Here is a 20562-nt window from a genome sequence, read left to right on the forward strand (position 1 = left end):
GCGGGACGGTGCGGACGCAGCCTTGGGAGCCGGGCGGGTAGTCCCCCGGCGCTGAGTCGATCGCTTCGACGCTGCGGCCTTGGGCTTGGCGCTCTTCGCGCCCTGCCCGGAGCCCTTCCCGGAGCCTCGCCGGGCCGACGTGCGGGTCGCCATGATGTCGCCACCGTAACCGGGGACGACGGCCCGGCCCAGGACCCCTCGCGGTGTGTCCCGGACCGGGCCGTTGTCCGGTTTGTGCGGCTCCGTTCACGTCAGGAGCAGGCCCACGGCCAGCGTCACCACGCCCGCACCCAGGACCACCGCGCCGACGGGAAGCAGCACCACAGCGCGGTTGGGCGACGTGCGCCCCGCCCCCATGGCGGAGAAGAAGAACCCTGCCGGCATCAGGATCGCCGCGCACAGCACACCGGTGGCAGCGAGCCAGTGTGCGAAACCGGTCAGGTTCGTAGCCTCCGCCAGCAGGACGCAGAGCAGGCCAAGGATCACCAGCACGCCCGCGTGGGCGTGGCCGGCCCGGTAGAAGCTCTTCTGCAGGTCGGTGGTGGCCACCCTGCCCCTGAGGACCTTGAGCATGAAGAGCCCACCGGACTCGATCCCGACGATGGTCAGCAGCACGATGCCCGCGGTGATGCGGGCCGGGTCCGAGAGTTCGAGCACGACGTCCTCCAGTGCGGCTTGGTCGTTCGCTGTTTCATAACAGTGTTATCAAACAACGTTCGCAAACTGGCGTCAAGGCTTCTAGACTCGCGGCATGGCTCGACCTCGACTGCACGACGACGCCCTGCGCACCCAGCTGCTCGAGGTCACCTCCCAGGTGATCTCGGCCGACGGCGAGGGCGCCGTCACGGTGCGCAAGGTCGCCGCCGATGCCGGGACCAGCGCCTCCGCGGTCTACGCCCTGTTCGGCTCCCGGGAGGCGCTGGTCGAGGCGGTCAGCGACGAGGGGTTCCGGCGGTTCGCTGAGCACCTCGCCGCCGTCGGGCAGAGCGACGACCCGGCGGCGGACCTGCGCGAGCTCGGCCTCGCCTACCGGAAGTTCGCCCTGGCAGACCCGCACTTCTACCGCGTCATGTTCTACCGCGCGGTGCCGCCCTCGGACGGCGGCCCGGCGGACGGCGACTCACGGTCCGCCATCGACCGCCCTACCTTCCGCGTGCTGCACGACGCCGTCGCCCGGGCGCTCGACGGCGCGCCGCCCGAGCAGGTGCTGGGCGCTGCCGTCGGGCTGTGGGGGCTGGTGCACGGACTCGTGTCCCTCGAGCTCGCCGGACTGCTGCCGGGCGACGAGAGCGCACGCGAGGCCGCCTTCGTTCACGCAGCCCGGGCGGTGGGGCCCGCGCTGCTGAGCCATTGACGCTGGGCGAAGTGGATCTCACGGACGATCTCGATCCAGCCCCACAGGGCCAGGGCCATCGCGACGAGGACGGCGCCCTCCACGACGGGCACGAGCATCGGGTCGGCGATGTCCGCCACGACGAACGCGACGGTGTAGACGGACACGCTGCTCGCCACGAGGGTCCACCGCGACCGCGAACTGCCGGCTCCGCCAGAGCCAGACACAGCCGACGACTCCCGCGGCGACCTGGACCAGCGTCAGAGGCATCTCGGTGAGCGACACGGCCGCGGGCGCCGGCACTCCAGACCCCTGCGTCGCGGACCGGAGCGCGACGACGAACGCGATCACCTGCAGCGCCATGACGACGCACGCCAGGACGATCACGGCCGTGGCGCCGCGGGGAGCCCTGAGCGGCGGGGCGGGCACCGGCCGGTACTCGTGCTGGGACATCTGAGCCTCCTCGGGTCGGGCAGGTGCCGCACCTGCCCGGCGAGTGGACCACCCCGGCGCGGGGAGGGGTCCCGGCGTCAGGATGCCGCGCGCCACGCCTCGACGTCGGCCAGGTAGGCCGTCACCCGCTCCGGGGGCAGGAACGAACCGCGGAACGACGCCGCCGCGAGCGCGGCCCGCTGGTCACGGGTGAGGCCGAAGGCCGCGGTGACGGCGTCGTCGACGTCGTCCACGTAGGCACCGAAGTACGGCGGGTCGTCGGAGTTGATGCTCACGAGCATGCCCGCCTCGATCATCGCGGGCAGCGGGTGCTGCGCGAGGGTGGGGACCGCGCGCAGCCGCACATTGGACACGGGGCACACGGTGAACGGCACCTGCTGTGCCACGACGCGCGCGACGAGCTCAGGGTCCTGGACCACGGCGATGCCGTGGTCGATCCGTTCGGCGTGCAGCAGGTCGAGCGCGTCCCGGACGTTAGACGCCGGGCCCTCCTCGCCCGCGTGTGCGGTGCGGCGCAGCCCGGCCGCCTCGGCGCGCGCGAAGACGTCCTCGAACAGCCCTGCGGGGTAGCCGATCTCCGCGTTGTCCAGCCCCACGCCGACGATGGGCGCGCCCATCGCGAGGAGCCGCTCCAGGACGTCGAGCGCGTCCGCGCTGGCCCGGTTGCGGTGGAACGCGGCGATGAGCAGGGTCGAGATGCCGAAGTCGGCCTCGCTACGCTCCAGGACGCCGGCGATGCCGCTGACCACGGCGTCCAGCGGCACGCCACGAACGAGGTGCGCCTGCGGGTCGAAGCTGATCTCAGCGTGCCGGACCCCGGCCGCCGCCGCCCTGGTCAGGTAGGCGCTCGTCAGGTCCGCGAAGTCGGCCTCCGTGCGGAGCACCGCCATGCCCGCGGTGTACAGGTCGATGAAGGACTGCAGGTTCTCGAACTCGTACGCGGCACGCAGGCTCGCCGGGTCGGGGTACGGCAGCCCGACGCCGTTGCGGGCCGCCAGCTCGAACGCCAGGTCCGGTTCCAGCGTGCCCTCGATGTGCACGTGCAGCTCTGCTCGGGGCGGGCGGGACGACGGCGCGACAGTGGTCATGGCGGCAGAGTACGTCCCCGCCGGCCCTGCCTCGGTCAGCCGAGGTCGGTTCGATCGGCCGAGTCCGGTTCGATCAGCCGAGACCGGCGAGCTTTTCCTGCCCTCTCGTGATCTCGCGGACGATCCGGATCCACTGCACGAACGCGAACAGCAGAGTGAGCGCGGCCGCGGACCGCACGAGCACTTCCAGGTCGGCCGACGACGGGCTGTAGGCGGACAGGCCGAACAGCAGCCAGCAGGTCCACCACAGGCCGAGGCGAGACCGGCGTTCGCCGGCGGGCACCACGGCGTTCCGGATGTCCCGCACAACCTGGTAGGGGAACCAGAGGAAGACGACGGGAACCCACCACCCGAGCCAGGTCCAGGCCGGCCTGCGGGCGAACCGCGCCGCGGGGTTCGCCGTCTCTGCGAACTTGCGGCTGGCCTGTAGCCACGGGCAGACGACGAGGAAGGCGGCGACAAGGAACACGCCCGTCAGGGTGACGCCGCTGGGGTCGAGCCAGGAGCCCGCGCCCAGCCCGCCCTGGTCCTCGGCCCTGTCCGCGGTGACGAGCAGGATCGCCAGCTCGGCCAGCTCGACGAACAGCAGACAGCAGGCAACCACCATCGCCGCGGCGGCCAGCCCGGCCGGCGGCTCCGGCAGGGGCTTGCGGGCCTGGTAGCGGGGCTGCGGCGGGTAGATCTCCGCCGGCTGCGGGCTGCCCTGCCCGAAGTCCTGGCCCGCGTACTGCTCGGGATACGGCGACTCGGGGTACGGCTGCTCGGGGTACGGCGACTGCGGGTACGCGGACTGCGGATGCGCCAGGCTGCCCAGCGGCTCCGGGTACGGCTGCTGGCCCTGTTGCGGGCCGGGCCTGCCCCAGGGGGCGGCGCCGTTCTGATTGGGAATGCGCGGGTCGGACATTCGGCCTCCGGTGTGTTGCGGACACCGTACTCACATCGGTAGGTCCCGAATACCACTTGTGGGTGAAACCGAGTACCTGTTTCTGAAGACCTGCCTGGGTCAGCGGGGATCTTGCGCCCGGAAACGCCGCTGCGCCCCCTCCGACCGGAGGCGGGGCGCAGCGGAGTACTCAGGAGCCGTCGGCCCGGAGCCTTACGCCTCCACGACCACCGGGACGATCATCGGCTTGCGGCGCAGGCGCGTCGCCACGTACCGCCCGATGGTGCGGCGCATGATCTGCTGCAGCTGGTGGGTGTCGGTCGCCCCGCCCGCTATCGCGTTCTCGAGCGCCGCGGTGACCTCCGGCATGACCTTGTCGAACACCGAGGCGTCCTCGGCCATGCCGCGCGCCAGCACCTGCGGGGGCGCGAGCACCTTGCCGGTGGCGGTGTCGATGACGGCGAAGACGGACACGAAGCCCTCCTCGCCCAGGATCACGCGGTCCTTGAGCTCGGCCTCGGTGATCTCGCCGACCGACGAGCCGTCCACGTACACGTACCCGCACGGCACGGCGCCGACCACTGAGGCCTTGCCGTCCACCAGGTCGACCACCACGCCGTCCTCGGCGAGCACCACGCGGTCGGCCGGCACGCCGGTCCTGACCGCGAGCGCCCCGTTGGCAACGAGGTGGCGCACCTCGCCGTGCACCGGCATGACGTTCTTGGGCTTGAGGATGTTGTAGCAGTACATGAGCTCGCCGGCAGAGGCGTGCCCGGAGACGTGGACCTTCGCGTTGCCGCCGTGCACCACACGCGCGCCGAGGCGGGTGAGCCCGTTGATGATGCGGAAGACGGCGTTCTCGTTGCCCGGGATGAGCGACGACGCGAGGATCACGGTGTCGCCGTACTCGACCTGCACCTTGTGGTCGCCGTTGGCCATGCGCGACAGCGCCGCCATCGGCTCACCCTGAGAGCCCGTGGACATGTAGACGATCCGGTCGTCGGGCAGCGAGTCGGCCTTCTTCATGTCGATCAGCACGCCAGGCGGCACGTCGAGGTAGCCGAGGTCGGCGGCGATGCCCATGTTGCGCACCATGGAGCGACCCACGAGGGCGACACGGCGACCGTGGGCGTGCGCGGCGTTGAGCACCTGCTGCACGCGGTGCACGTGCGACGAGAACGACGCGACGATGATCCGCTTGTCCGCCTGCGCGAACACGCTGTCGAGCACGGGCCCGATCTCGGCCTCCGGCGTCACGAAGCCCGGCACCTCTGCGTTGGTGGAGTCCACCATGAAGAGGTCCACGCCCTTCTCGCCGAGGCGGGCGAAGGCGCGCAGGTCGGTGATGCGGCCGTCGAGCGGCAGCTGGTCCATCTTGAAGTCGCCGGTGTGCAGCACGGTGCCGGCGGCGGTGGTGACCGCCACGGCGAGCGCGTCCGGGATGGAGTGGTTGACCGCGACGAACTCGCAGTCGAAGATGCCCAGCTTCTCGCGCTGCCCTTCCCTCACCTCGAGGGTGTAGGGCTTGATGCGGTGCTCCTTGAGCTTCGCCTCGATGAACGCGAGCGTCAGGCGCGAGCCGACCAGCGGGATGTCGTTGCGGAGCCGCAGCAGGTACGGCACGGCGCCGATGTGGTCCTCGTGGCCGTGCGTCAGCACGATCGCCTCGATGTCGCCGAGGCGGTCCTTGATGTAGTCGAAGTCCGGCAGGATCAGGTCCACGCCGGGCTGGTTGTCCTCGGGGAACAACACGCCGCAGTCGATGATGAGCAGCTTTCCGGCATGCTCCAGGACCGCCATGTTGCGTCCCACCTCGCCCAGGCCGCCGAGGGCGACCACACGCAGGCCGCCTTCAGGCAGCACTGGGGGCAGGGACAGTTCAGGGTGAGGATGACTCACGTGGCCTCCAAGGCCTCGTTCCAACAGAAAAGTTTCAGTGCCCGACGGCGGAGCTCGCCTCCGCGAGCTCGCTCACCTCGGGCTGGTGTGCGGTGTCGTCGCGCAGCAGGCCGGCATCGGCCAGGACCGCGCGCAGGGCGACCACCTCGTCGTCCGACGCCGCGACGTTCGGCAGACGCAGGAACCGGTTGTCCAGGACGCCGAGAGTCTCGAGCGCCGCCTTGACCATGACGGCCTGGGCGCCCGCGCCGTTCATCGCGTCGATGACGCCAGTTGTAGTGCGGAAGATCTCGATCGCTCCGGCGATGTCGCCGGCGTCGAACCGGCGGACCGTCTCCGCGAACTGTGCGCCGACCAGGTGGGCCGACACGGACACGATACCCGCACCGCCGACGCTGAGGAACGGCAGCAGCAGGCCGTCGTCGCCCGAGTACCAGGCCAGGCCCGTGCTCGCGGCGAGCTTGCCGCCGCTGTAGACGTCACCGGTGGCGTCCTTGTTCGCGATGATCCGGGGGTGCTGCGCCAGGCGCGCGAACGTCTCCGGGGCGATGCGCACCCCGGCCCGGCCGGGGATGTCGTACAGCATCACAGGCAGGTCGGTCGCGTCCGCGACGGCCGTGAAGTGCTGGTACAGGCCCTCCTGGGTGGGCCGGGAGTAGTACGGGGAGACCACGAGCAGGCCGTCCGCGCCGGCTCCCGCGGCCTGTTCGGCCATGCGGATCGCGTGCACGGTGTCGTTCGAGCCGGCGCCGGCCACGACGCCGGCGCGGTCGCCCACGGCCTCGACGACGGCCGCGACGAGCTCTTCCTTCTCGGGCGCGTGGGTCACCGGCGACTCGCCGGTGGTGCCGGACAGGACGAGGCCGTCGTTGCCTTCGTCGACCAGCTTCTTCGCCAGCTTGACCGCTGCCTTCAGGTCCACGGCGCCGTCGGGCGTCATCGGGGTGACCATCGCGGTCAGGACCGCGCCGAACGGGCGCGCAGAGTCAGCGGGGAGAACCATAGGCATACCGTACCGTTTACCGCCCGATCACCGGGCTCTCGAGCCCGCCGATCCGCCGGAGTCCCCATCCGGTTCCCCCGCGGGGTTCACGAGCAGCTCCAGCCGCGCGGACGCCGCAGCGGCGGCGTCCGCGAACCGTGGCACCTGATCTGCCCGCGCGACCAGCTGCGGGACGACGACGTCGTGCCCGCCCCGCAGGTGCTCGACCGCCATGGCGAGCCCGAGTGCCCGCGCCGGCCCTGCCGTGTCCCGCGCCTCGCCGCTGATCAGCGAACGAACCAGGTCGATGTCGAGGTTCAGGGTGCCCGGGTGCCGCGCAGCCCAGGCCGCCGCGACCGTGGACTTGCCCACGCCCGGCAGGCCGTTGAGCAAGATCAGCCGGGTCACTCTTCGACGCTCATGGTCGCGACGCCCCTGCGTTCGTTCCTCGCTCCGGGTCACCGCTCGACCAGCACGCCGTCCTCGTCCGCGTACACCATGGCGCCCGGGCGGAACACGACGCCGCCGATCTCGACGGCCTCGTCCACGGCGCCGGCGCCCGCCTTCGGGGACTTACGCGGGTTGGTGCCCAGCGCCTTCACGCCGAGCTGCAGCCCGCCGATCGCCACCGAGTCGCGGATCGCGCCGTAGACGATCGCGCCGGCCCAGCCGTGCTCGACCGCCGCCTCGGCGATGAGGTCGCCCATCAAGGCGCTGCGGAGCGAGCCACCGCCGTCGACCACCAGGACCGAACCCAGGCCTGGCGTCAGCGTCACCGCCTTGACCAGGGCGTTGTCCTCGTGGCACCGCACCGTGCGCACCGGACCGGAGAAGGCGCGGACCCCGCCGAAGTCGCGCAGCTGCACCGGGAGCGACGCCAGCGCGTCGCCGTGCTCGTCGTAAAGGTCGGCCGTCGAGATCATGGTGGTCCCCCGTCTTGTTGGCGTGCGCCAGACGATACTCGGTGGGGCTCCACGCGCGGTTGCGCCCGCGTGGATACTCGAAATATGACGGCGACGACGCTCTCCCCCGCATTCGTGGCGCACCTGCCCACCGGTCTCCTCATCGACGGGCACTGGGGCCCCGCTGGGGACCGCGCCACGTTCGAGGTCACCGACCCGGCGACAGCCGAGCCCATCTTCGACGTCTCCGACGCCACACCCGCCGACGCCGTCCGCGCTCTCGACGCTGCGCACGCCGCCGCCCCCGCCTGGCGCGCCGTGCCGCCGCGCGAGCGCTCCGAGCTCCTGCGCGCCGTCTTCGAGCGCACCATGTCGCGCACCAACGACATCGCGGCCCTCATCACGGCCGAGGCCGGCAAGCCCCTTGCCCAGGCGCGGGCAGAGGTGGCCTACGGTGCCGAGTTCCTGCGCTGGTTCGCCGAGCAGGCGGTGCGCGTCGACGGTCTGGTGCGCACGGCGCCGTCGGGCGGCAACAAGCAGTACGTGAGCCGCCGGCCCGTGGGGCCGTCGTTGCTGATCACGCCCTGGAACTTCCCCATCGCCATGGCGACCCGCAAGATCGCGCCCGCGCTCGCTGCCGGGTGCACCGTGGTGATCAAGCCGGCCGAGCTCACTCCGATGACCACGCTCCTGATCGCGGAGATCATCCGCTCCGAGGCCGAGGCACGCGGCCTGCCGACCGGCATCGTCAACGTGGTACCGACCACGCAGGCAGGCCCTGTCACCGGGCCGCTGTTCGACGATCCCCGCCTGCGCAAGGTCTCGTTCACCGGCTCCACCCGCGTGGGCCAGATCCTGCTGGCCCAGGCCGCGAAGAACGTGCTGCGCAGCTCGATGGAGCTGGGCGGCAACGCGCCGTTCGTCGTGTTCGAGGACGCCGACCTCGACGCCGCCGTCCAGGGCGCCCTGGTGGCCAAGCTGCGCAACTCCGGCCAGTCCTGCGTGGCGGCCAACCGGTTCCTGGTGCACGACGCCGTCGCGCGCCCCTTCGCGGAGAAGTTCGCCGCGGCGGTGGGTGAGATGGTGACCGCGCCGGGCGCCCAGCCGGGCGCGCAGGTGGGCCCGCTCATCAACGAGGGCGCGGTGGAGAAGGTCACCGACCTGGTGGACGACGCCGTCGCGCACGGCGCCCAGGTGCTCACCGGCGGCTCGCGCCTGAACGGCCGGGGTCACTTCTTCGAGCCGACGGTGCTCACCGGCGTCAGCAGCGACGCGCGGGTCGTGACCGAGGAGATCTTCGGCCCGGTCGCCCCGATCGTGGCCTTCGGGTCCGACGACGAGGCGTACGAGCTGGCCAACGGCACGCCGTTCGGCCTGGCCGCCTACGCGTACACGACGTCGCTGAGGCGGGCGCAGCGCGCCATGGAAGAGATCGAGGCCGGGATGATCGGCATCAACCGCGGCCTGGTGTCCGACGCGAGCGCGCCGTTCGGCGGCGTCAAGGCCTCCGGCCTGGGCCGCGAGGGCGGCGAGGTGGGCATGGAGGAGTTCCAGGAGACGGTCTACGTCGCGCTGTAGCCGCCCCGCCCCGACAGGGCGGCCGGTTAGGGTTGATCCGTGGCCCTGTTTCGCGAGACTGCCGACGTTTCCGTCCGCCCCGCCGTCGCCGGTGACGAGTTCGCCGTGACCGACGTACAGGTCGCCTCGTGGCGCGCCACCGGGGTCCTGGGCGAGGGCGTCATCAAGGCGCTGGACGTCTCCGCGATGCGCGAACGCTGGTCGTCGGCGATCAGCTCGCCGCCCGGGCCCGGATTCGCCGTGCTCGTCGCGCTCGACGGGCCCAAGGTCGTCGGGTTCGCCGCCGTCGCCCCCGGCCAGGTGCTGTCGCTCGAGGTCCTGCCCGAGTGGCAGCGCGGCGGCCACGGGTCGCGGCTGCTGTCGGCCGCCGTCGACCGCCTCCGCGCGGACGGGTCCGACACCGTCACCACCTGGGCCCTGGTCGACGACACGGCGCGCGCCGCCTTCCTGAAGGCCAGCGGGCTCGGCGAGGACGGCCGCAGCCGCACGCTCGCGACGGGCGTCCGCGAGGTCGTCGAGCACCGCTGGTCCGCGCAGATCTGAAACCGGGGCGTCACGCGGCCGACCGCCGCGTGCGGCAGGCGAACTCCAGGTTTCACGCCCGCGTGACAGTCCCGTGACACGGTCTTGCGACCATCGGTGTCATGGGGATTCGCACGGAGTACTTCGCCGCACCCACCGATGAGGTGGCCGCGACGGCGCTCCACACGCCTGGCGGGCCGTCCGAGCCCGACCAGCACACCGACCTGCCACGCTTCGACGCCGTGGCGGTGCCGTCCGTGGACCCGTTCGTCATGCTCGGCGGGCTCGCCGGGGTGCTGTCCGGCCGGCCGTACGGAGAGGTGACCGCACACCCGCGGCATGGGGCGCTCGTAGGCAGCGGGGGTGACGAGGGGCCGTGGATCGTGACGGTCTCGCAGACTCTCGCCGACGACCTCGCCTCCGCCGGCCCCACCCGCCTGGCCGAGGCGGCCCGCGCCTGGTCCGACGGCGCGACGCCCACCGCTCCCCCGCGCAACCTGGCGGCGGCCCTGCTGCCGCTCGCGGCCCTCGCCGTCCGCGCTGCCGACGAGGGGTACCGGCTCTACTGCTGGACGAGCCTCACGGACTGAGTCGGGCCGCCGACCGATACTTCTACCGTGACCCTCACCGAACCCGTCGTCGTCCACCGGCTCGACCTGGACTCGCCCGACATGCTCGGGCTGCCCGCGCTGCTGACCGCCTATCACCTGCAGACCGAGGCCGAGAAGGGCGCGCCGGTCGACGACGCGGACGCGCTGCCCGCCCGCTACCGGACGGAGATCGTGGAGCCGCGGGCCGCGTTCTCCGGCGACGTCGTCCTGGTGGCCCGCTGCGGCGCCCGGTCGGCGGGCTGCCTCGTCCTGACGGCGCCCGTGGCTGGCCGTGCGGAGATCAAGCGTGTCTGGACCGACCCGGAGCTCCGCGGCCACGGCATCGCCTCGAGGCTGATCGGCGCGGCGTTGGCCCACGCGCCCGAGGGCGGTGTCCGCACGATCGCGCTCTCCGTCTGGAGCTGGCGAGTGGGTGCTATCGGCCTCTACGAGAAGCTCGGCTTCGCCGTGGTCGACTCGTGGGACGAGCGGGCTGACCTGGTGTGCATGGAACGGGCCGTCTGGCCGACAAGCACAGAATAATGTGGCGCGACCGGGGTCACGGAGGTGCTTCACTAGCCCGGTGGCACGCATCCGCGACCCGCTCTGGCGGACCTTTGTCGAGCTCCGCGGCAACCCTCGCGCCTGCGTGTGGACCGAGCCGCTCTGGGGGCTGTCCATGGCCCTGGTGCTGCCGTACGCGTCAGTGTTCATGCTGGCCCTGGGCCTGCACGACCAGCAGATCGGGTTCCTCGCGACAATCGCCATGATCTCCCAGGTCGGCTTCGGGCTGGCCGGCGGCATCATCACCGACCGGCTCGGCCGGCGCGTCACGACGGCATGGTTCGACGTGGTCGCCTGGGTGATCCCGTGCCTGCTGTGGGCGTTCGCGGAGAACTTCTGGTTCTTCCTCGCGGCGTCACTGGTGAACGGCGCCCTGCAGGTCACGCAGAACTCGTGGGACTGCCTCATGGTCGAGGACGCCGAACGGGGTCAGATCACCCGGATCTACTCCCTGGTCAAGGTCGCGGCCGACTGCTCGGCGCTGTTCGCGCCGCTAGCCGCCGTCCTGGTCGCCCAGCTCGGGCTCGAGCCCGCAGTCCGCATCCTGTACGTCAACGCCGCGGTCGTGATGACGGCCAAGATCATCTGGCTCTACCTGTGGTCGAGGGAGACCCGCCAGGGCCGCTTCCGCATGGCCGCTACCCGCGGGCAGAGCGTGTGGCGCCTGCTGGCCGGATACCGCGGAGCGCTCGGGCTCCTGCTGCGCTCGCGCGGGTCGGTCCTGGCGCTGGCCGTGGCCGCGCTGACGGCAGCGGTCACGCTCGTCAACGGCACGTTCTGGCAGGTGGTGACCAGCCAGCACCTGCACGTGCCGGACGCGCTGCTGCCTTTCTTCCCGATGGTCCGGTCGCTGCTGTCGGCGGTCTTCTTCTTCACGCTCATCCCGCTCCTGACCACCGCCGTCGACCTCCGGCGCGCCACGTTGTGGGGCTTCGGGGTCCACCTCGCCGGGCAGGTGACGCTGGTCGCGATCCCCGCGCCCGACGGCGCAGCGACGGGGTCCACGTACGCCTTCCTCGGCCTGTGCCTGCTGCTGGACAGCTTCGGTGCGGGCATGCTGTTCATGCTCTCGGAGTCGCTCGTGGCGCTGCACGTGGACGAAGCCGAGCGCTCACGCGTGATGGCGATCCAGCGCACGTGCATCATGCTCGCCGCGGCGCCGTTCGGCTGGATCTCCGGCTGGCTCTCCGGGATCGACCGCACCTACCCGTTCATGCTCACGTCGGTGCTGCTCGTCGTCGGGTTGGTGCTGGCAGCGGTGTCCTGGGTACCGACGCACCCGGACGGGGCCGATACCGTACCGACGTCCGACCCGGCCTGACGCAGGGGCGTGCCCTCAGGCGGGACGGAACAGCCGCGACGCGCGCCGCAGCGCCTCGCGGGCCCGGCGGCGGTCGCCCGCCGCGTCGTACGCGAAGGCCAGGTGGTACCAGGCGCGCCAGTCGTCGGGTGCGGCCTCGACCGCCGCCCGGTGCGTCTCGAACGCCTCGTCGGCGGCCGACCGGTCGATGCGCCCGCCGGGCGAGCGCGGCAGGTCGTCCACGGGGAGCCGCCCTTCGGCGAACAGCGTGTCCGCCATGGCCTGGACGGTCGCCGCGAGCCAGTACTCGCGCACGATCAGCCCGATCACGAGCAGCGGGATGATGAGCACGGCCACGCCGATGCCGACCAGCACGGGCTCGCCCGTCCCGACCATCGCCACGCCCTTGCCCGCGATCTGCCACACGTACAGCCCGAGCAGCGCGGTCACGGCGAGGGCGCCGGGCAGCCCCTTGGGCAGCTTCCTGCCCTGCGGCCGCCGCTCGGCCGGGCCGTCCGGCGCCGGCTCGCTCATGACAGGTCCAGCACGTTCTCGAGGCCCACCGTCAGCCCGGGCCGGGACACCACGGAGCGGATCGCGAGCAGCACGCCGGGCATGAACGAGGCCCGGTCGAACGAGTCCTGCCGGATGACCAGCTGCTCACCCTCGTTGCCGAAGAGGATCTCCTCGTGCGCCACGAGCCCGCGCAGCCGCACGGCGTGCACGCGCACCCCGTCGACGTCGGCCCCGCGGGCTTCCCAGCCCGCCTCGGTCGCGTCGGGCGACGGCCCGAGCCCGGCCTCGGCGCGAGCCGTGGCGATCGCCGCGGCGGTGTGCCGCGCGGTGCCCGACGGCGCGTCCACCTTGTTCGGGTGGTGCAGCTCGATGACCTCCGCGGACTCGAAGTAGCGTGCGGCCTTCGCGGCGAACGTCATCGCCAGCACGGCCGACAGCCCGAAGTTCGGGGCGATGAGCACGCCGAGCGACTCCTTGCCGCCCGTTCCCCGGGGGGACAGCTCGGCGAGGTGCGCGGAGACACGGGCTCGGGCGGCGTCGTCCCAGCCGGTGGTGCCGACCACGGCGTGCACGCCGGCGTCGAGCACGGCGTGCACGTTGGCCTCGGTGACGGCTGGGACGGTGAAGTCCACGGCGACGTCGGCCCCCGCGAGCGTCTCGCTCGAGACCTGGTCGCCCCGGCCCAGCCGGGCGACCAGGTGCAGACCGTCCGCGGCCTCGACCGCCGCGCACGCCTGCGTGCCCATGCGCCCGGTGGCGCCGAGCACGGCCACCTTGATGTCACTCACGATTCAGCCTTTTCGTTGTGGGCGTGATCTTTGCGTCTTCCCGTCCGTCTTGGGCGCAACGATCGCGCCCGCAACCAAGGGTCAGGGAGTGAAGGGGCCTACGCGGACGATCGACCTCGGGCGGGTGGCCAGGTCCTGGGCCAGGGCCTGGACGTCCGCCGACGTGACCGCCTGGATGCGCTCGAGCGACTCGGCCAGCGACAGCAGGTCGCCGTACACGAGCTCGGCCTTGCCGAGGCGGCTCATCCGCGAGCCGGAGTCCTCCAGACCGAGCACCGTGCCGCCGGACAGCTGCCCCACGGAACGCTTCAGCTCGGCCTCGGTGATGCCGTCGTGCGCGAGCTTCTCGAGCTCCTCGACGAGCAGGTCGGTGACCTGGTCCGCCTTCGCGGCCGCGCAGCCCGCGTACAGGCCGAACGTGCCGAGCCCGCCGTGGGCGGAGGCGAACGAGTACGTCGAGTACGCCAGCCCCCGCTTCTCGCGGATCTCCTGGAACAGCCGGGACGACATGCCGCCGCCCAGCACCGCGTTCAGCACGGACAGCGCGAACCGGCGGTCGTCCGTGGCCGAGATGCCCGTGGAGCCCACGATGATGTTGGCCTGCTCGACCTGGCGCTTGACGGTCAGCTCCGCGCCCGCCTCCGGCACGCCGGCCCGGTCCTCCGTGGAGGCCCTGCGGTCGCGCGGGGCCGTGGCGGCGTCGAGGTCCCATCCGCCGTCGGTCAGGGCCTGGGTCACCTGCTGCACGAGCCTGTCGTGGTCGATCCCGCCCGCTGCCGTGACCACGAGGGTCTCCGGCCGGTAGTTCCAGCGGTAGTGGTCCCAGACGGCGTCGCGCGGGACGGCGTTGATCGTCTCGGGCGTGCCGCCGATGGGCCGCCCCAGCGCGTGGTCGCCGAGCACGACGGCCGAGAACTGCTCGTGCACGACGTCGGTCGGGTCGTCGTCGTTCATCGCGAGCTCTTCGAGGATGACGCCGCGCTCGGTCTCGAGCTCGTCGGTGTCGAGGCGCGCGGAGGTGACCATGTCGGAGATGACGTCGACGGCCATCGGCAGGTCGGAGTCCAGCACCCGCGCGTAGTAGCAGGTGTGCTCCTTGCCGGTGGCCGCGTTCGCCTCACCGCCGACGGCGTCGAACGCCTCGGCGATGTCCATGGCGGACCGCCGTGCGGTCCCCTTGAAGAGCAGGTGCTCCAGGAAGTGCGTCGAGCCGAAGTGGCCGTCGGTCTCGTCCCGCGAGCCGACGCCGATCCACGCGCCCACCGTCGCCGAGCGCAGGCCCGGCATGTTCTCGGTGAGCACACGGACACCGCCGGGCAGGACGGAGCGACGAATCGTCGCCCCGTCCTGCCCGGCGGTCAGCTCGGCACCGGGCTCGCCCGCAGGGACGAGCGGCAGGTGCCAAGCCATGTCAGGCGTCCGCGGATGCGGTGGCTTCGGCGGCCGGCTCGGCGGCGTCGGCCGGGGCCGACTCCTCCTCCTCGGTCACGGCGACCAGCGAGAGCTTGCCGCGCGGGTCGATCTCACCGATCTCGACCTGGACCTTCTGGCCGATGGACAGCACGTCGTCGACGTTCTCGACGCGCTTGCCACCCACGAGCTTGCGGATCTGGCTGATGTGCAGCAGACCGTCCTTGCCCGGGGACAGCGAGATGAACGCGCCGAACGACGTCGTCTTGACGACGGTTCCGACGAACCGCTCGCCCACCTCGGGGACGTGCGGGTTGGCGATCGCGTTGATCGCCGCGCGGGCGGCCTCGGCCGAAGGGCCGTCGGTGGCACCGATGTACACGGTGCCGTCGTCCTCGATGGAGATGTCCGCGCCCGTCTCCTCCTGGATCTGGTTGATCATCTTGCCCTTCGGCCCGATGACCTCACCGATCTTGTCGACGGGGACCTTCACCGAGATGACGCGCGGGGCGTTCGGGGACATCTCGTCCGGCGTGTCGATCGCCTCGTCGATGACCTCGAGGATCGTCAGGCGAGCGTCGCGGGCCTGGCCCAGCGCCGCACCCAGCACCGAGGCGGGGATGCCGTCGAGCTTGGTGTCGAGCTGGATGGCGGTGACGAACTCCTTGGTACCGGCGACCTTGAAGTCCATGTCGCCGAACGCGTCCTCGGCGCCCAGGATGTCCGTCATCGCGGCGTAGCGGGTCTCGCCGTCCACGGTGTCGGACACGAGGCCCATCGCGATGCCCGCGACAGGCGCGCGCAGCGGCACACCGGCGTTCAGCAGCGACAGGGTCGAGGCGCAGACCGAGCCCATCGACGTCGAACCGTTGGAGCCGAGAGCCTCGGACACCTGGCGGATCGCGTACGGGAACTCCTCGCGGGTCGGCAGGACCGGCACCAGGGCGCGCTCGGCAAGCGCACCGTGGCCGATCTCGCGGCGCTTCGGGCTGCCCACGCGGCCCGTCTCACCGGTCGAGTACGGCGGGAAGTTGTAGTTGTGCATGTAGCGCTTGCGCGTCTCCGGACCGAGCGAGTCGATCTGCTGCTCCATGCGGAGCATGTTCAGCGTGGTGACACCCAGGATCTGGGTCTCGCCGCGCTCGAAGATCGCCGAGCCGTGCACGCGCGGCAGCACCTCGACCTCGGCCGAGAGGGTGCGGATGTCCGCGAGCCCACGGCCGTCGATGCGGACGCCGTCCGTCAGGACACGCTGGCGCACGAGCTGCTTCTGCAGCGAGCGGAACGCGGCAGAGATCTCCTTCTCGCGGCCCTCGAACTGCCCCGCGAGCTGCTCCTGCACGCCTGCCTTGATGCCGTCGAGCGTGTTCTCGCGCTCCTGCTTGTCCGCGATGGTCAGCGCCTCGCGCGTCGCGGCGGCGACTGCCGCCTCGACGGCCGCGTAAGCGTCGTCCTGGTAGTCCGGGAAGAGCTGGAACTGCTGCGTCTCCTTGGCGGACTGCGCGGCGAGCTGTGCCTGCGCGTCGCACAGGGCCTTGATGAACGGCTTGGCCGCCTCGATGCCCTCGGCGACGACCTCCTCGGTCGGCGCCGCGACGCCCTCGTTCTTGATGAGGGTCCACGCGTTGTCGGTGGCCTCGGCCTCGATCATGGCGATCGCGACGTCGTCACCGACGACACGGCCGGCCACGACCATGTCGAAGACCGCGCGCTCCTTGTCGGAGTACTTGGGGAACGCGACCCACTGGCCGTCGACCAGGGCGATACGCACCGCGCCGACCGGGCCGTCGAACGGCAGGCCGGAGATCTGGGTCGACGCCGACGCGGCGTTGATCGCCAGCGTGTCGTACGCGTCGTCCGGGTGAAGCGCCATGACCGTGAGGACGACCTGGACCTCGTTGCGCAGGCCCTTGACGAACAGGGGGCGCAGCGGGCGGTCGGTCAGGCGGCAGGTCAGGATCGCGTCGGTCGACGGGCGACCCTCACGGCGGAAGAACGAGCCGGGGATGCGGCCCGCGGCGTACATCCGCTCCTCGACGTCCACCGTCAGCGGGAAGAAGTCGAACTGGTCCTTGGGGTGCTTGCCGGCCGTGGTGGTCGACAGCAGCATGGTCTCGCCGTCGAGGTACGCGGCGACTGCGCCGGCGGCCTGCTTGGCGAGGCGTCCGGTCTCGAACCGGACGGTACGGGTGCCGAAGCGACCGTTGTCGATAACGGCCTCGGCGAACTGGATCTCGGGACCCTCCACGGGTGCCCTCCTTGTTCTCTCGGTGTGTTCTCTTGGAACGCCCCCGTGCCCGACGGTCATCGATCGAGGCCTACCGAGCGCCGCTCACCGGAGGGAGGGAGTTCGGGAAGCCACTACCGAGGACCGGACGAGGTCACGGGCGGCGCGGTTGAGTTGTTGTACTACAGCATCTCACCAGACCAGCCCGGCCCCCGCGACGGGGGCCGGGCTGGTAGGCGTCATGGTCAGCGGCGCAGGCCGAGCTTGTCGACGAGGGCGCGGTAGCGCTCGATGTCGATCCCCTTGAGGTAGCCCTGGAGGCGACGGCGCTGGCCCACGAGGAGCAGCAGACCACGACGGCTGTGGTGGTCGTGCTTGTGCTCCTTGAGGTGCTCGGTGAGGTCCTTGATGCGCTGCGTGAGGAGCGCGATCTGCACCTCCGGCGAACCCGAGTCGCCCGGCTTGGTTCCGTACTCGGAAATGATCTGCTGCTTGGTGGCAGTGTCGAGCGGCATGGCTCTCCTTCGGTGTTGTTGCGCGGTGCTCCGGGACTCATTCACCGGGGCGCTCTGGATCCGCGGCCGTTCTGACGGCGACTCCACATTACCAGTGCTCAGCCCCGCTGCCCGACGGCGTGCGCGAGACCTCCACCACGTGTCGGACGCTCGGTGGCGCTCGCTTCACGCCCGCAGGATCTCCCGGGAGCGCGCCACGTCGTCGTTCATCTGGGCGATGAGCGGCTCCATGCCGTCGAACCGCAGCGTGGGCCGCAGGTGGGACACGAACTCGAGCGCGACCGTCTGGTCGTACAGGTCAAGGTCCGTGCGGTCGAGCACGTACGCCTCGACGCGGCGCTCCACGCCGTCGAACGTCGGGTTGGTGCCGACGGAGATCGCGGCGGGCAGGATCTCCTCCTGCCCCATCCCGGTGCCGGACGCCGCCGCCCGGTCACGTTCGGGCTGGGCGAGGCTCGCGCAGGCGGCGGCGGTGCCGCGGCGCAGCCAGCCGGCGTAGACGCCGTCGGCCGGGACGAGCCCGGTGATGCCGCCCAGGTTGGCGGTCGGGAAGCCCATCTCCCGGCCCCGGGCGTCGCCGTGCACCACGGTGCCGCGCACGAGGTGCGGGCGGCCGAGCACGTCGGCGGCCTGGTCGACGTCGCCCTCCGCGAGCAGTGCGCGCACCGCCGTCGACGACCAGCGCTGGTGCCCGTCGCCCTCGATCGGCAGGGCTGCGCCGACGTCCTCGATCGCGACGACCTCGAACCCGTGCTGCCCGCCGAGCTCGACCATCGTGGCCAGCGTGCCCGCGTTCTGCTTGCCGAAGCGCACGTCGTGGCCCACCACCACCGTGCGCGCGCCCAGACCGTCGACGAGGTACCGGGCGACGAACTCCTCGGGCGTCTGGGCAGCGAAGTCGAGGGTGTAGCTGACCAGGAGCGTCGCGTCCAGACCGGTGCGCTCCATGAGGGCGAGGCGGTCCTCCAGGCCGGTGATCAGCTCGGGGGCCGACTCGGGCCGGTGCACCACCGCCGGGTGCGGATGGAACGTCACTGCGACGGCGCGGGCTGCGTCGCTCCGGGCGAGACTGAGGATGCGCCTCAGCACCGCCTGGTGGCCGCGGTGGACGCCGTCGAAGTTGCCGATCGTCACCACTGATGGCCCGAATCCGGGGGGAACCTGTTCCAGGTCCGTCCACAGCTGCACGCGGGTTGCTCCTCATGAATCGGGTGGCGCAGGCGCAAGGGGCCGCTTACGCGACTTCCCGCACCGAACGTCAAAAGCGTAGCCCGAGCCCGGGGATGCCCGGGTCAGTGCGGCGCGAGCACCAGCACGGGCCGGGCAAGGTTGTCGCCCCGGCGCCGCGTGTCCTCCAGCAGCGCCACGAGCGCGCCCGACGGCGACAGCGCCGCCACCACCTCTGCCAGCCCCGACGGCTCCACCCACTGGCCGTAGCCGAGCGCGCGGACCTCGACCTCGGTGAGCTCACGGACCGGGAACGTGCCGCGGGCGGCGTCGGCCAGCGGGATCGTGGCCAGCGTGCCGTCGGCGTCGGCCTGCGCCTCCAGCTGCTCCAGAGTGCGGGCGCCGGCGAGGTCGTAGCCGCCCACGCGGGTGCGTCGCAGCATCGTCAGGTGCCCGCCGGTGCTGAGCGCGGCGCCGAGGTCGCGCGCGAGGGCGCGGACGTAGGTGCCGGACGAGACGGTGACGCGCACGTCGACGTCGACGGCCGGGACGTCCCGGGTCGGGGTCTCGGCAAGCTCGACCACCGATGGGTGGGCATCGGGGTCCTGGGCGTCGGGATCGGGATCGTCGACGTAGGTGCCGACCAGGTCGACGTCGGGCACCGCTGCCGTGACCGCGCGGACGTCCAGGACGTCGAACCGGGACACGGTGACGGGCCGCGCCTGCAGCGCGACCTCCTCCCCCGCCCGGACGCGCGCGTAGGCGCGCTTGCCGTCCACCTTGATCGCGGAGACGGACGTGGGGACCTGTTGGATGTCGCCGGTGAGCTCCGCGATGGCGGCGTCAAGGGCCACCCGGTCCACCCGCCCGACGGCGTCCGGCTCGGCAACGGACACGGCGTCGCCCTCGGCGTCGTCAGTGGTGGTGGCCACGCCCAGCCGGATCGTCGCGTCGTAGTCCTTGTCGGCACCCACCACATAGGTGAGCAGGCGGGTGGCCTTGCCGATCCCGAGCACGAGGACACCCGTCGCCATCGGGTCCAGCGTCCCGGCGTGGCCGACCTTGCGGGTCCCGGCGAGACGCCGCATCCGCCCGACGACGTCGTGGCTGGTCCAGCCCTGCGGCTTGTCGACCACGACGAAGCCGTCGGCGGCCGTCGGACGGCGTGCCGGCGGCTGCGGGCTGGGTGAAATCATAGGTATCAGTATCCCGGGGCTCAGGGGTGGCGCGCGGCGTTGTACACCGACGCCACCTGCCCCGACCGAAGTTCGAGAGCCCCGGTCAGGCGGCAGGCGGCGTCGACGTCACGGGCCGGTGACCGAGGTCACTCGGCCTCGTCGTCCTCGCGCGGCTTCTTGTACGGGTCCTCGTCGCCCGCGTAGCGGGCTCCGGCACGCAGCGCCTCGAGCTCGGCGTCGCGCTTGCGGGCCTCGATCAGCGCGGCGTCGAGGTTGGCCGCCGTGTCGGGGACGGAGTCGAGGTGGAACTCGAGGGTAGGCGTCAGGCGGACACCGGTCTGCTTGCCCACCTCCGAGCGGATCAGACCCGTGGCGCTCTTCAGCGCCGCTGCGGTGCCCGTCCGGTCCTCGTCCGAGCCGTAGACCGTGTAGAACACCGAGGCGTTCTGCAGGTCACCGGTCACCCGGACGTCCGTGACCGTCACGAAACCGAGGCGCGGATCCTTGATCCGCGTGTCGATCATCTGCGCGACGATCACCTTGATGCGGTCGGCGAGCTTGCGGGCCCGCGGGTTGTCGACCATGAACTTGTCCTTTCAGCGTGAGTGCGGGGCCGTTCGCCCGGTCCGGCCGAACCGGCCGGGCGAACAACCCCGCACTCAATGAG

The 20562-nt window shown here is 71.7% G+C and carries 23 protein-coding genes; 7 read left to right on the forward strand and 16 right to left on the reverse strand.

Going from position 1 to position 20562, the window contains the following annotated elements; all coding sequences use genetic code 11:
* Window positions 1–246: 246 nt before the first annotated feature.
* Complete coding sequence (locus tag IE250_RS13795) at window positions 247–657, reverse strand: hypothetical protein (protein ID WP_189669870.1); 411 nt, start codon at window positions 655–657, stop codon at window positions 247–249.
* Window positions 658–751: 94 nt separating this feature from the next.
* On the opposite strand from IE250_RS13795, the gene IE250_RS13800 reads away from it, so the two are divergent.
* On the forward strand, window positions 752–1354 hold the full coding sequence (locus IE250_RS13800) for a TetR/AcrR family transcriptional regulator (protein ID WP_189669871.1): 603 nt from the start codon (window positions 752–754) through the stop codon (window positions 1352–1354).
* On the opposite strand, the gene IE250_RS13805 is transcribed toward IE250_RS13800, so the two are convergent.
* Window positions 1312–1512 (reverse strand): hypothetical protein, encoded by a 201-nt coding sequence (locus tag IE250_RS13805; RefSeq protein WP_189669872.1) that lies wholly within the window; start codon window positions 1510–1512, stop codon window positions 1312–1314. The genes IE250_RS13800 and IE250_RS13805 overlap by 43 nt on opposite strands.
* 95 nt (window positions 1513–1607) lie before the next feature.
* Between IE250_RS13805 and IE250_RS13810 the strand changes: the two genes are divergently transcribed.
* Window positions 1608–1790, forward strand: coding sequence for a hypothetical protein (locus tag IE250_RS13810; protein ID WP_189669873.1), 183 nt, complete (start codon window positions 1608–1610; stop codon window positions 1788–1790).
* A 73-nt stretch (window positions 1791–1863) separates the two neighbouring features.
* Here IE250_RS13810 and add read toward each other — a convergent pair whose 3' ends face one another.
* From add to rraA, 6 genes are all read right to left on the reverse strand, one after another.
* A complete protein-coding gene (gene add / locus IE250_RS13815; protein WP_189669874.1) occupies window positions 1864–2874 on the reverse strand; it encodes an adenosine deaminase in 1011 nt (336 codons plus the stop codon).
* A 73-nt stretch (window positions 2875–2947) separates the two neighbouring features.
* A complete protein-coding gene (locus tag IE250_RS13820) occupies window positions 2948–3778 on the reverse strand; it encodes a DUF4328 domain-containing protein (protein ID WP_189669875.1) in 831 nt (276 codons plus the stop codon).
* Window positions 3779–3970: 192 nt separating this feature from the next.
* Window positions 3971–5656 (reverse strand): ribonuclease J, encoded by a 1686-nt coding sequence (locus tag IE250_RS13825; protein WP_189669876.1) that lies wholly within the window; start codon window positions 5654–5656, stop codon window positions 3971–3973.
* 34 nt (window positions 5657–5690) lie between these two features.
* A complete protein-coding gene (dapA, locus tag IE250_RS13830; RefSeq protein ID WP_189669877.1) occupies window positions 5691–6659 on the reverse strand; it encodes a 4-hydroxy-tetrahydrodipicolinate synthase in 969 nt (322 codons plus the stop codon).
* Between the two features lie 27 nt (window positions 6660–6686).
* The gene (locus IE250_RS13835; RefSeq protein WP_189669878.1) at window positions 6687–7046 is read right to left on the reverse strand and encodes an AAA family ATPase; all 360 of its coding nucleotides are present in this window, start codon (window positions 7044–7046) and stop codon (window positions 6687–6689) included.
* 50 nt (window positions 7047–7096) lie between these two features.
* Window positions 7097–7561, reverse strand: coding sequence for a ribonuclease E activity regulator RraA (gene rraA / locus IE250_RS13840; protein ID WP_189669879.1), 465 nt, complete (start codon window positions 7559–7561; stop codon window positions 7097–7099).
* 84 nt (window positions 7562–7645) lie between these two features.
* Here rraA and IE250_RS13845 point away from each other — a divergent pair, with 84 nt between their 5' ends.
* The 5 genes from IE250_RS13845 (at window position 7646) to IE250_RS13865 (ending at window position 12115) form a co-directional block, all read left to right on the forward strand.
* Window positions 7646–9118 carry an NAD-dependent succinate-semialdehyde dehydrogenase gene (locus tag IE250_RS13845; protein ID WP_189669880.1) on the forward strand — a complete coding sequence of 491 codons (1473 nt, stop codon included), beginning with the start codon at window positions 7646–7648 and terminating at the stop codon, window positions 9116–9118.
* Window positions 9119–9157: 39 nt separating this feature from the next.
* Window positions 9158–9661 (forward strand): GNAT family N-acetyltransferase, encoded by a 504-nt coding sequence (locus IE250_RS13850; RefSeq protein ID WP_189669881.1) that lies wholly within the window; start codon window positions 9158–9160, stop codon window positions 9659–9661.
* A gap of 101 nt (window positions 9662–9762) precedes the next feature.
* A complete protein-coding gene (locus IE250_RS13855) occupies window positions 9763–10230 on the forward strand; it encodes a hypothetical protein (RefSeq protein ID WP_189669882.1) in 468 nt (155 codons plus the stop codon).
* 27 nt (window positions 10231–10257) lie between these two features.
* On the forward strand, window positions 10258–10773 hold the full coding sequence (locus tag IE250_RS13860) for a GNAT family N-acetyltransferase (protein ID WP_229872452.1): 516 nt from the start codon (window positions 10258–10260) through the stop codon (window positions 10771–10773).
* Between the two features lie 40 nt (window positions 10774–10813).
* On the forward strand, window positions 10814–12115 hold the full coding sequence (locus tag IE250_RS13865) for an MFS transporter (RefSeq protein WP_189669883.1): 1302 nt from the start codon (window positions 10814–10816) through the stop codon (window positions 12113–12115).
* Between the two features lie 15 nt (window positions 12116–12130).
* On the opposite strand, the gene IE250_RS13870 is transcribed toward IE250_RS13865, so the two are convergent.
* From IE250_RS13870 to rbfA, 8 genes are all read right to left on the reverse strand, one after another.
* Complete coding sequence (locus tag IE250_RS13870; protein ID WP_189669884.1) at window positions 12131–12628, reverse strand: tetratricopeptide repeat protein; 498 nt, start codon at window positions 12626–12628, stop codon at window positions 12131–12133.
* The gene (gene dapB / locus IE250_RS13875; RefSeq protein WP_189669885.1) at window positions 12625–13398 is read right to left on the reverse strand and encodes a 4-hydroxy-tetrahydrodipicolinate reductase; all 774 of its coding nucleotides are present in this window, start codon (window positions 13396–13398) and stop codon (window positions 12625–12627) included. The genes IE250_RS13870 and dapB overlap by 4 nt, the downstream gene beginning before the upstream one ends.
* 81 nt (window positions 13399–13479) lie before the next feature.
* Entirely contained in the window at window positions 13480–14808 is a 1329-nt protein-coding gene (locus tag IE250_RS13880) for a M16 family metallopeptidase (protein WP_189669886.1), read from the reverse strand.
* Between the two features lies 1 nt (window position 14809).
* Complete coding sequence (locus tag IE250_RS13885) at window positions 14810–17056, reverse strand: polyribonucleotide nucleotidyltransferase (RefSeq protein WP_189669887.1); 2247 nt, start codon at window positions 17054–17056, stop codon at window positions 14810–14812.
* A gap of 224 nt (window positions 17057–17280) precedes the next feature.
* Window positions 17281–17550 (reverse strand): 30S ribosomal protein S15, encoded by a 270-nt coding sequence (gene rpsO, locus IE250_RS13890; RefSeq protein ID WP_020016810.1) that lies wholly within the window; start codon window positions 17548–17550, stop codon window positions 17281–17283.
* A gap of 165 nt (window positions 17551–17715) precedes the next feature.
* Complete coding sequence (locus tag IE250_RS13895; RefSeq protein WP_189669888.1) at window positions 17716–18738, reverse strand: bifunctional riboflavin kinase/FAD synthetase; 1023 nt, start codon at window positions 18736–18738, stop codon at window positions 17716–17718.
* A 104-nt stretch (window positions 18739–18842) separates the two neighbouring features.
* A complete protein-coding gene (truB, locus tag IE250_RS13900; RefSeq protein ID WP_189669889.1) occupies window positions 18843–19913 on the reverse strand; it encodes a tRNA pseudouridine(55) synthase TruB in 1071 nt (356 codons plus the stop codon).
* A 128-nt stretch (window positions 19914–20041) separates the two neighbouring features.
* Entirely contained in the window at window positions 20042–20479 is a 438-nt protein-coding gene (rbfA, locus tag IE250_RS13905; RefSeq protein ID WP_189669890.1) for a 30S ribosome-binding factor RbfA, read from the reverse strand.
* Window positions 20480–20562: the final 83 nt, after the last annotated feature.

The sequence above is a fragment of the Promicromonospora soli genome (assembly GCF_014653785.1).
GTDB lineage: Bacteria > Actinomycetota > Actinomycetes > Actinomycetales > Cellulomonadaceae > Promicromonospora > Promicromonospora soli.

Coding starts and splice junctions, on each gene's coding strand:
- truB (WP_189669889.1), bottom strand. CDS start 19,913: ATGATTTCACCCAGCCCGCAGCCGCCGGCACGCCGTCCGACGGCCGCC.
- IE250_RS13800 (WP_189669871.1), top strand. CDS start 752: ATGGCTCGACCTCGACTGCACGACGACGCCCTGCGCACCCAGCTGCTC.
- IE250_RS13870 (WP_189669884.1), bottom strand. CDS start 12,628: ATGAGCGAGCCGGCGCCGGACGGCCCGGCCGAGCGGCGGCCGCAGGGC.
- IE250_RS13880 (WP_189669886.1), bottom strand. CDS start 14,808: ATGGCTTGGCACCTGCCGCTCGTCCCTGCGGGCGAGCCCGGTGCCGAG.
- rpsO (WP_020016810.1), bottom strand. CDS start 17,550: ATGCCGCTCGACACTGCCACCAAGCAGCAGATCATTTCCGAGTACGGA.
- IE250_RS13855 (WP_189669882.1), top strand. CDS start 9,763: ATGGGGATTCGCACGGAGTACTTCGCCGCACCCACCGATGAGGTGGCC.
- rbfA (WP_189669890.1), bottom strand. CDS start 20,479: ATGGTCGACAACCCGCGGGCCCGCAAGCTCGCCGACCGCATCAAGGTG.
- IE250_RS13820 (WP_189669875.1), bottom strand. CDS start 3,778: ATGTCCGACCCGCGCATTCCCAATCAGAACGGCGCCGCCCCCTGGGGC.
- dapA (WP_189669877.1), bottom strand. CDS start 6,659: ATGGTTCTCCCCGCTGACTCTGCGCGCCCGTTCGGCGCGGTCCTGACC.
- rraA (WP_189669879.1), bottom strand. CDS start 7,561: ATGATCTCGACGGCCGACCTTTACGACGAGCACGGCGACGCGCTGGCG.
- IE250_RS13845 (WP_189669880.1), top strand. CDS start 7,646: ATGACGGCGACGACGCTCTCCCCCGCATTCGTGGCGCACCTGCCCACC.
- add (WP_189669874.1), bottom strand. CDS start 2,874: ATGACCACTGTCGCGCCGTCGTCCCGCCCGCCCCGAGCAGAGCTGCAC.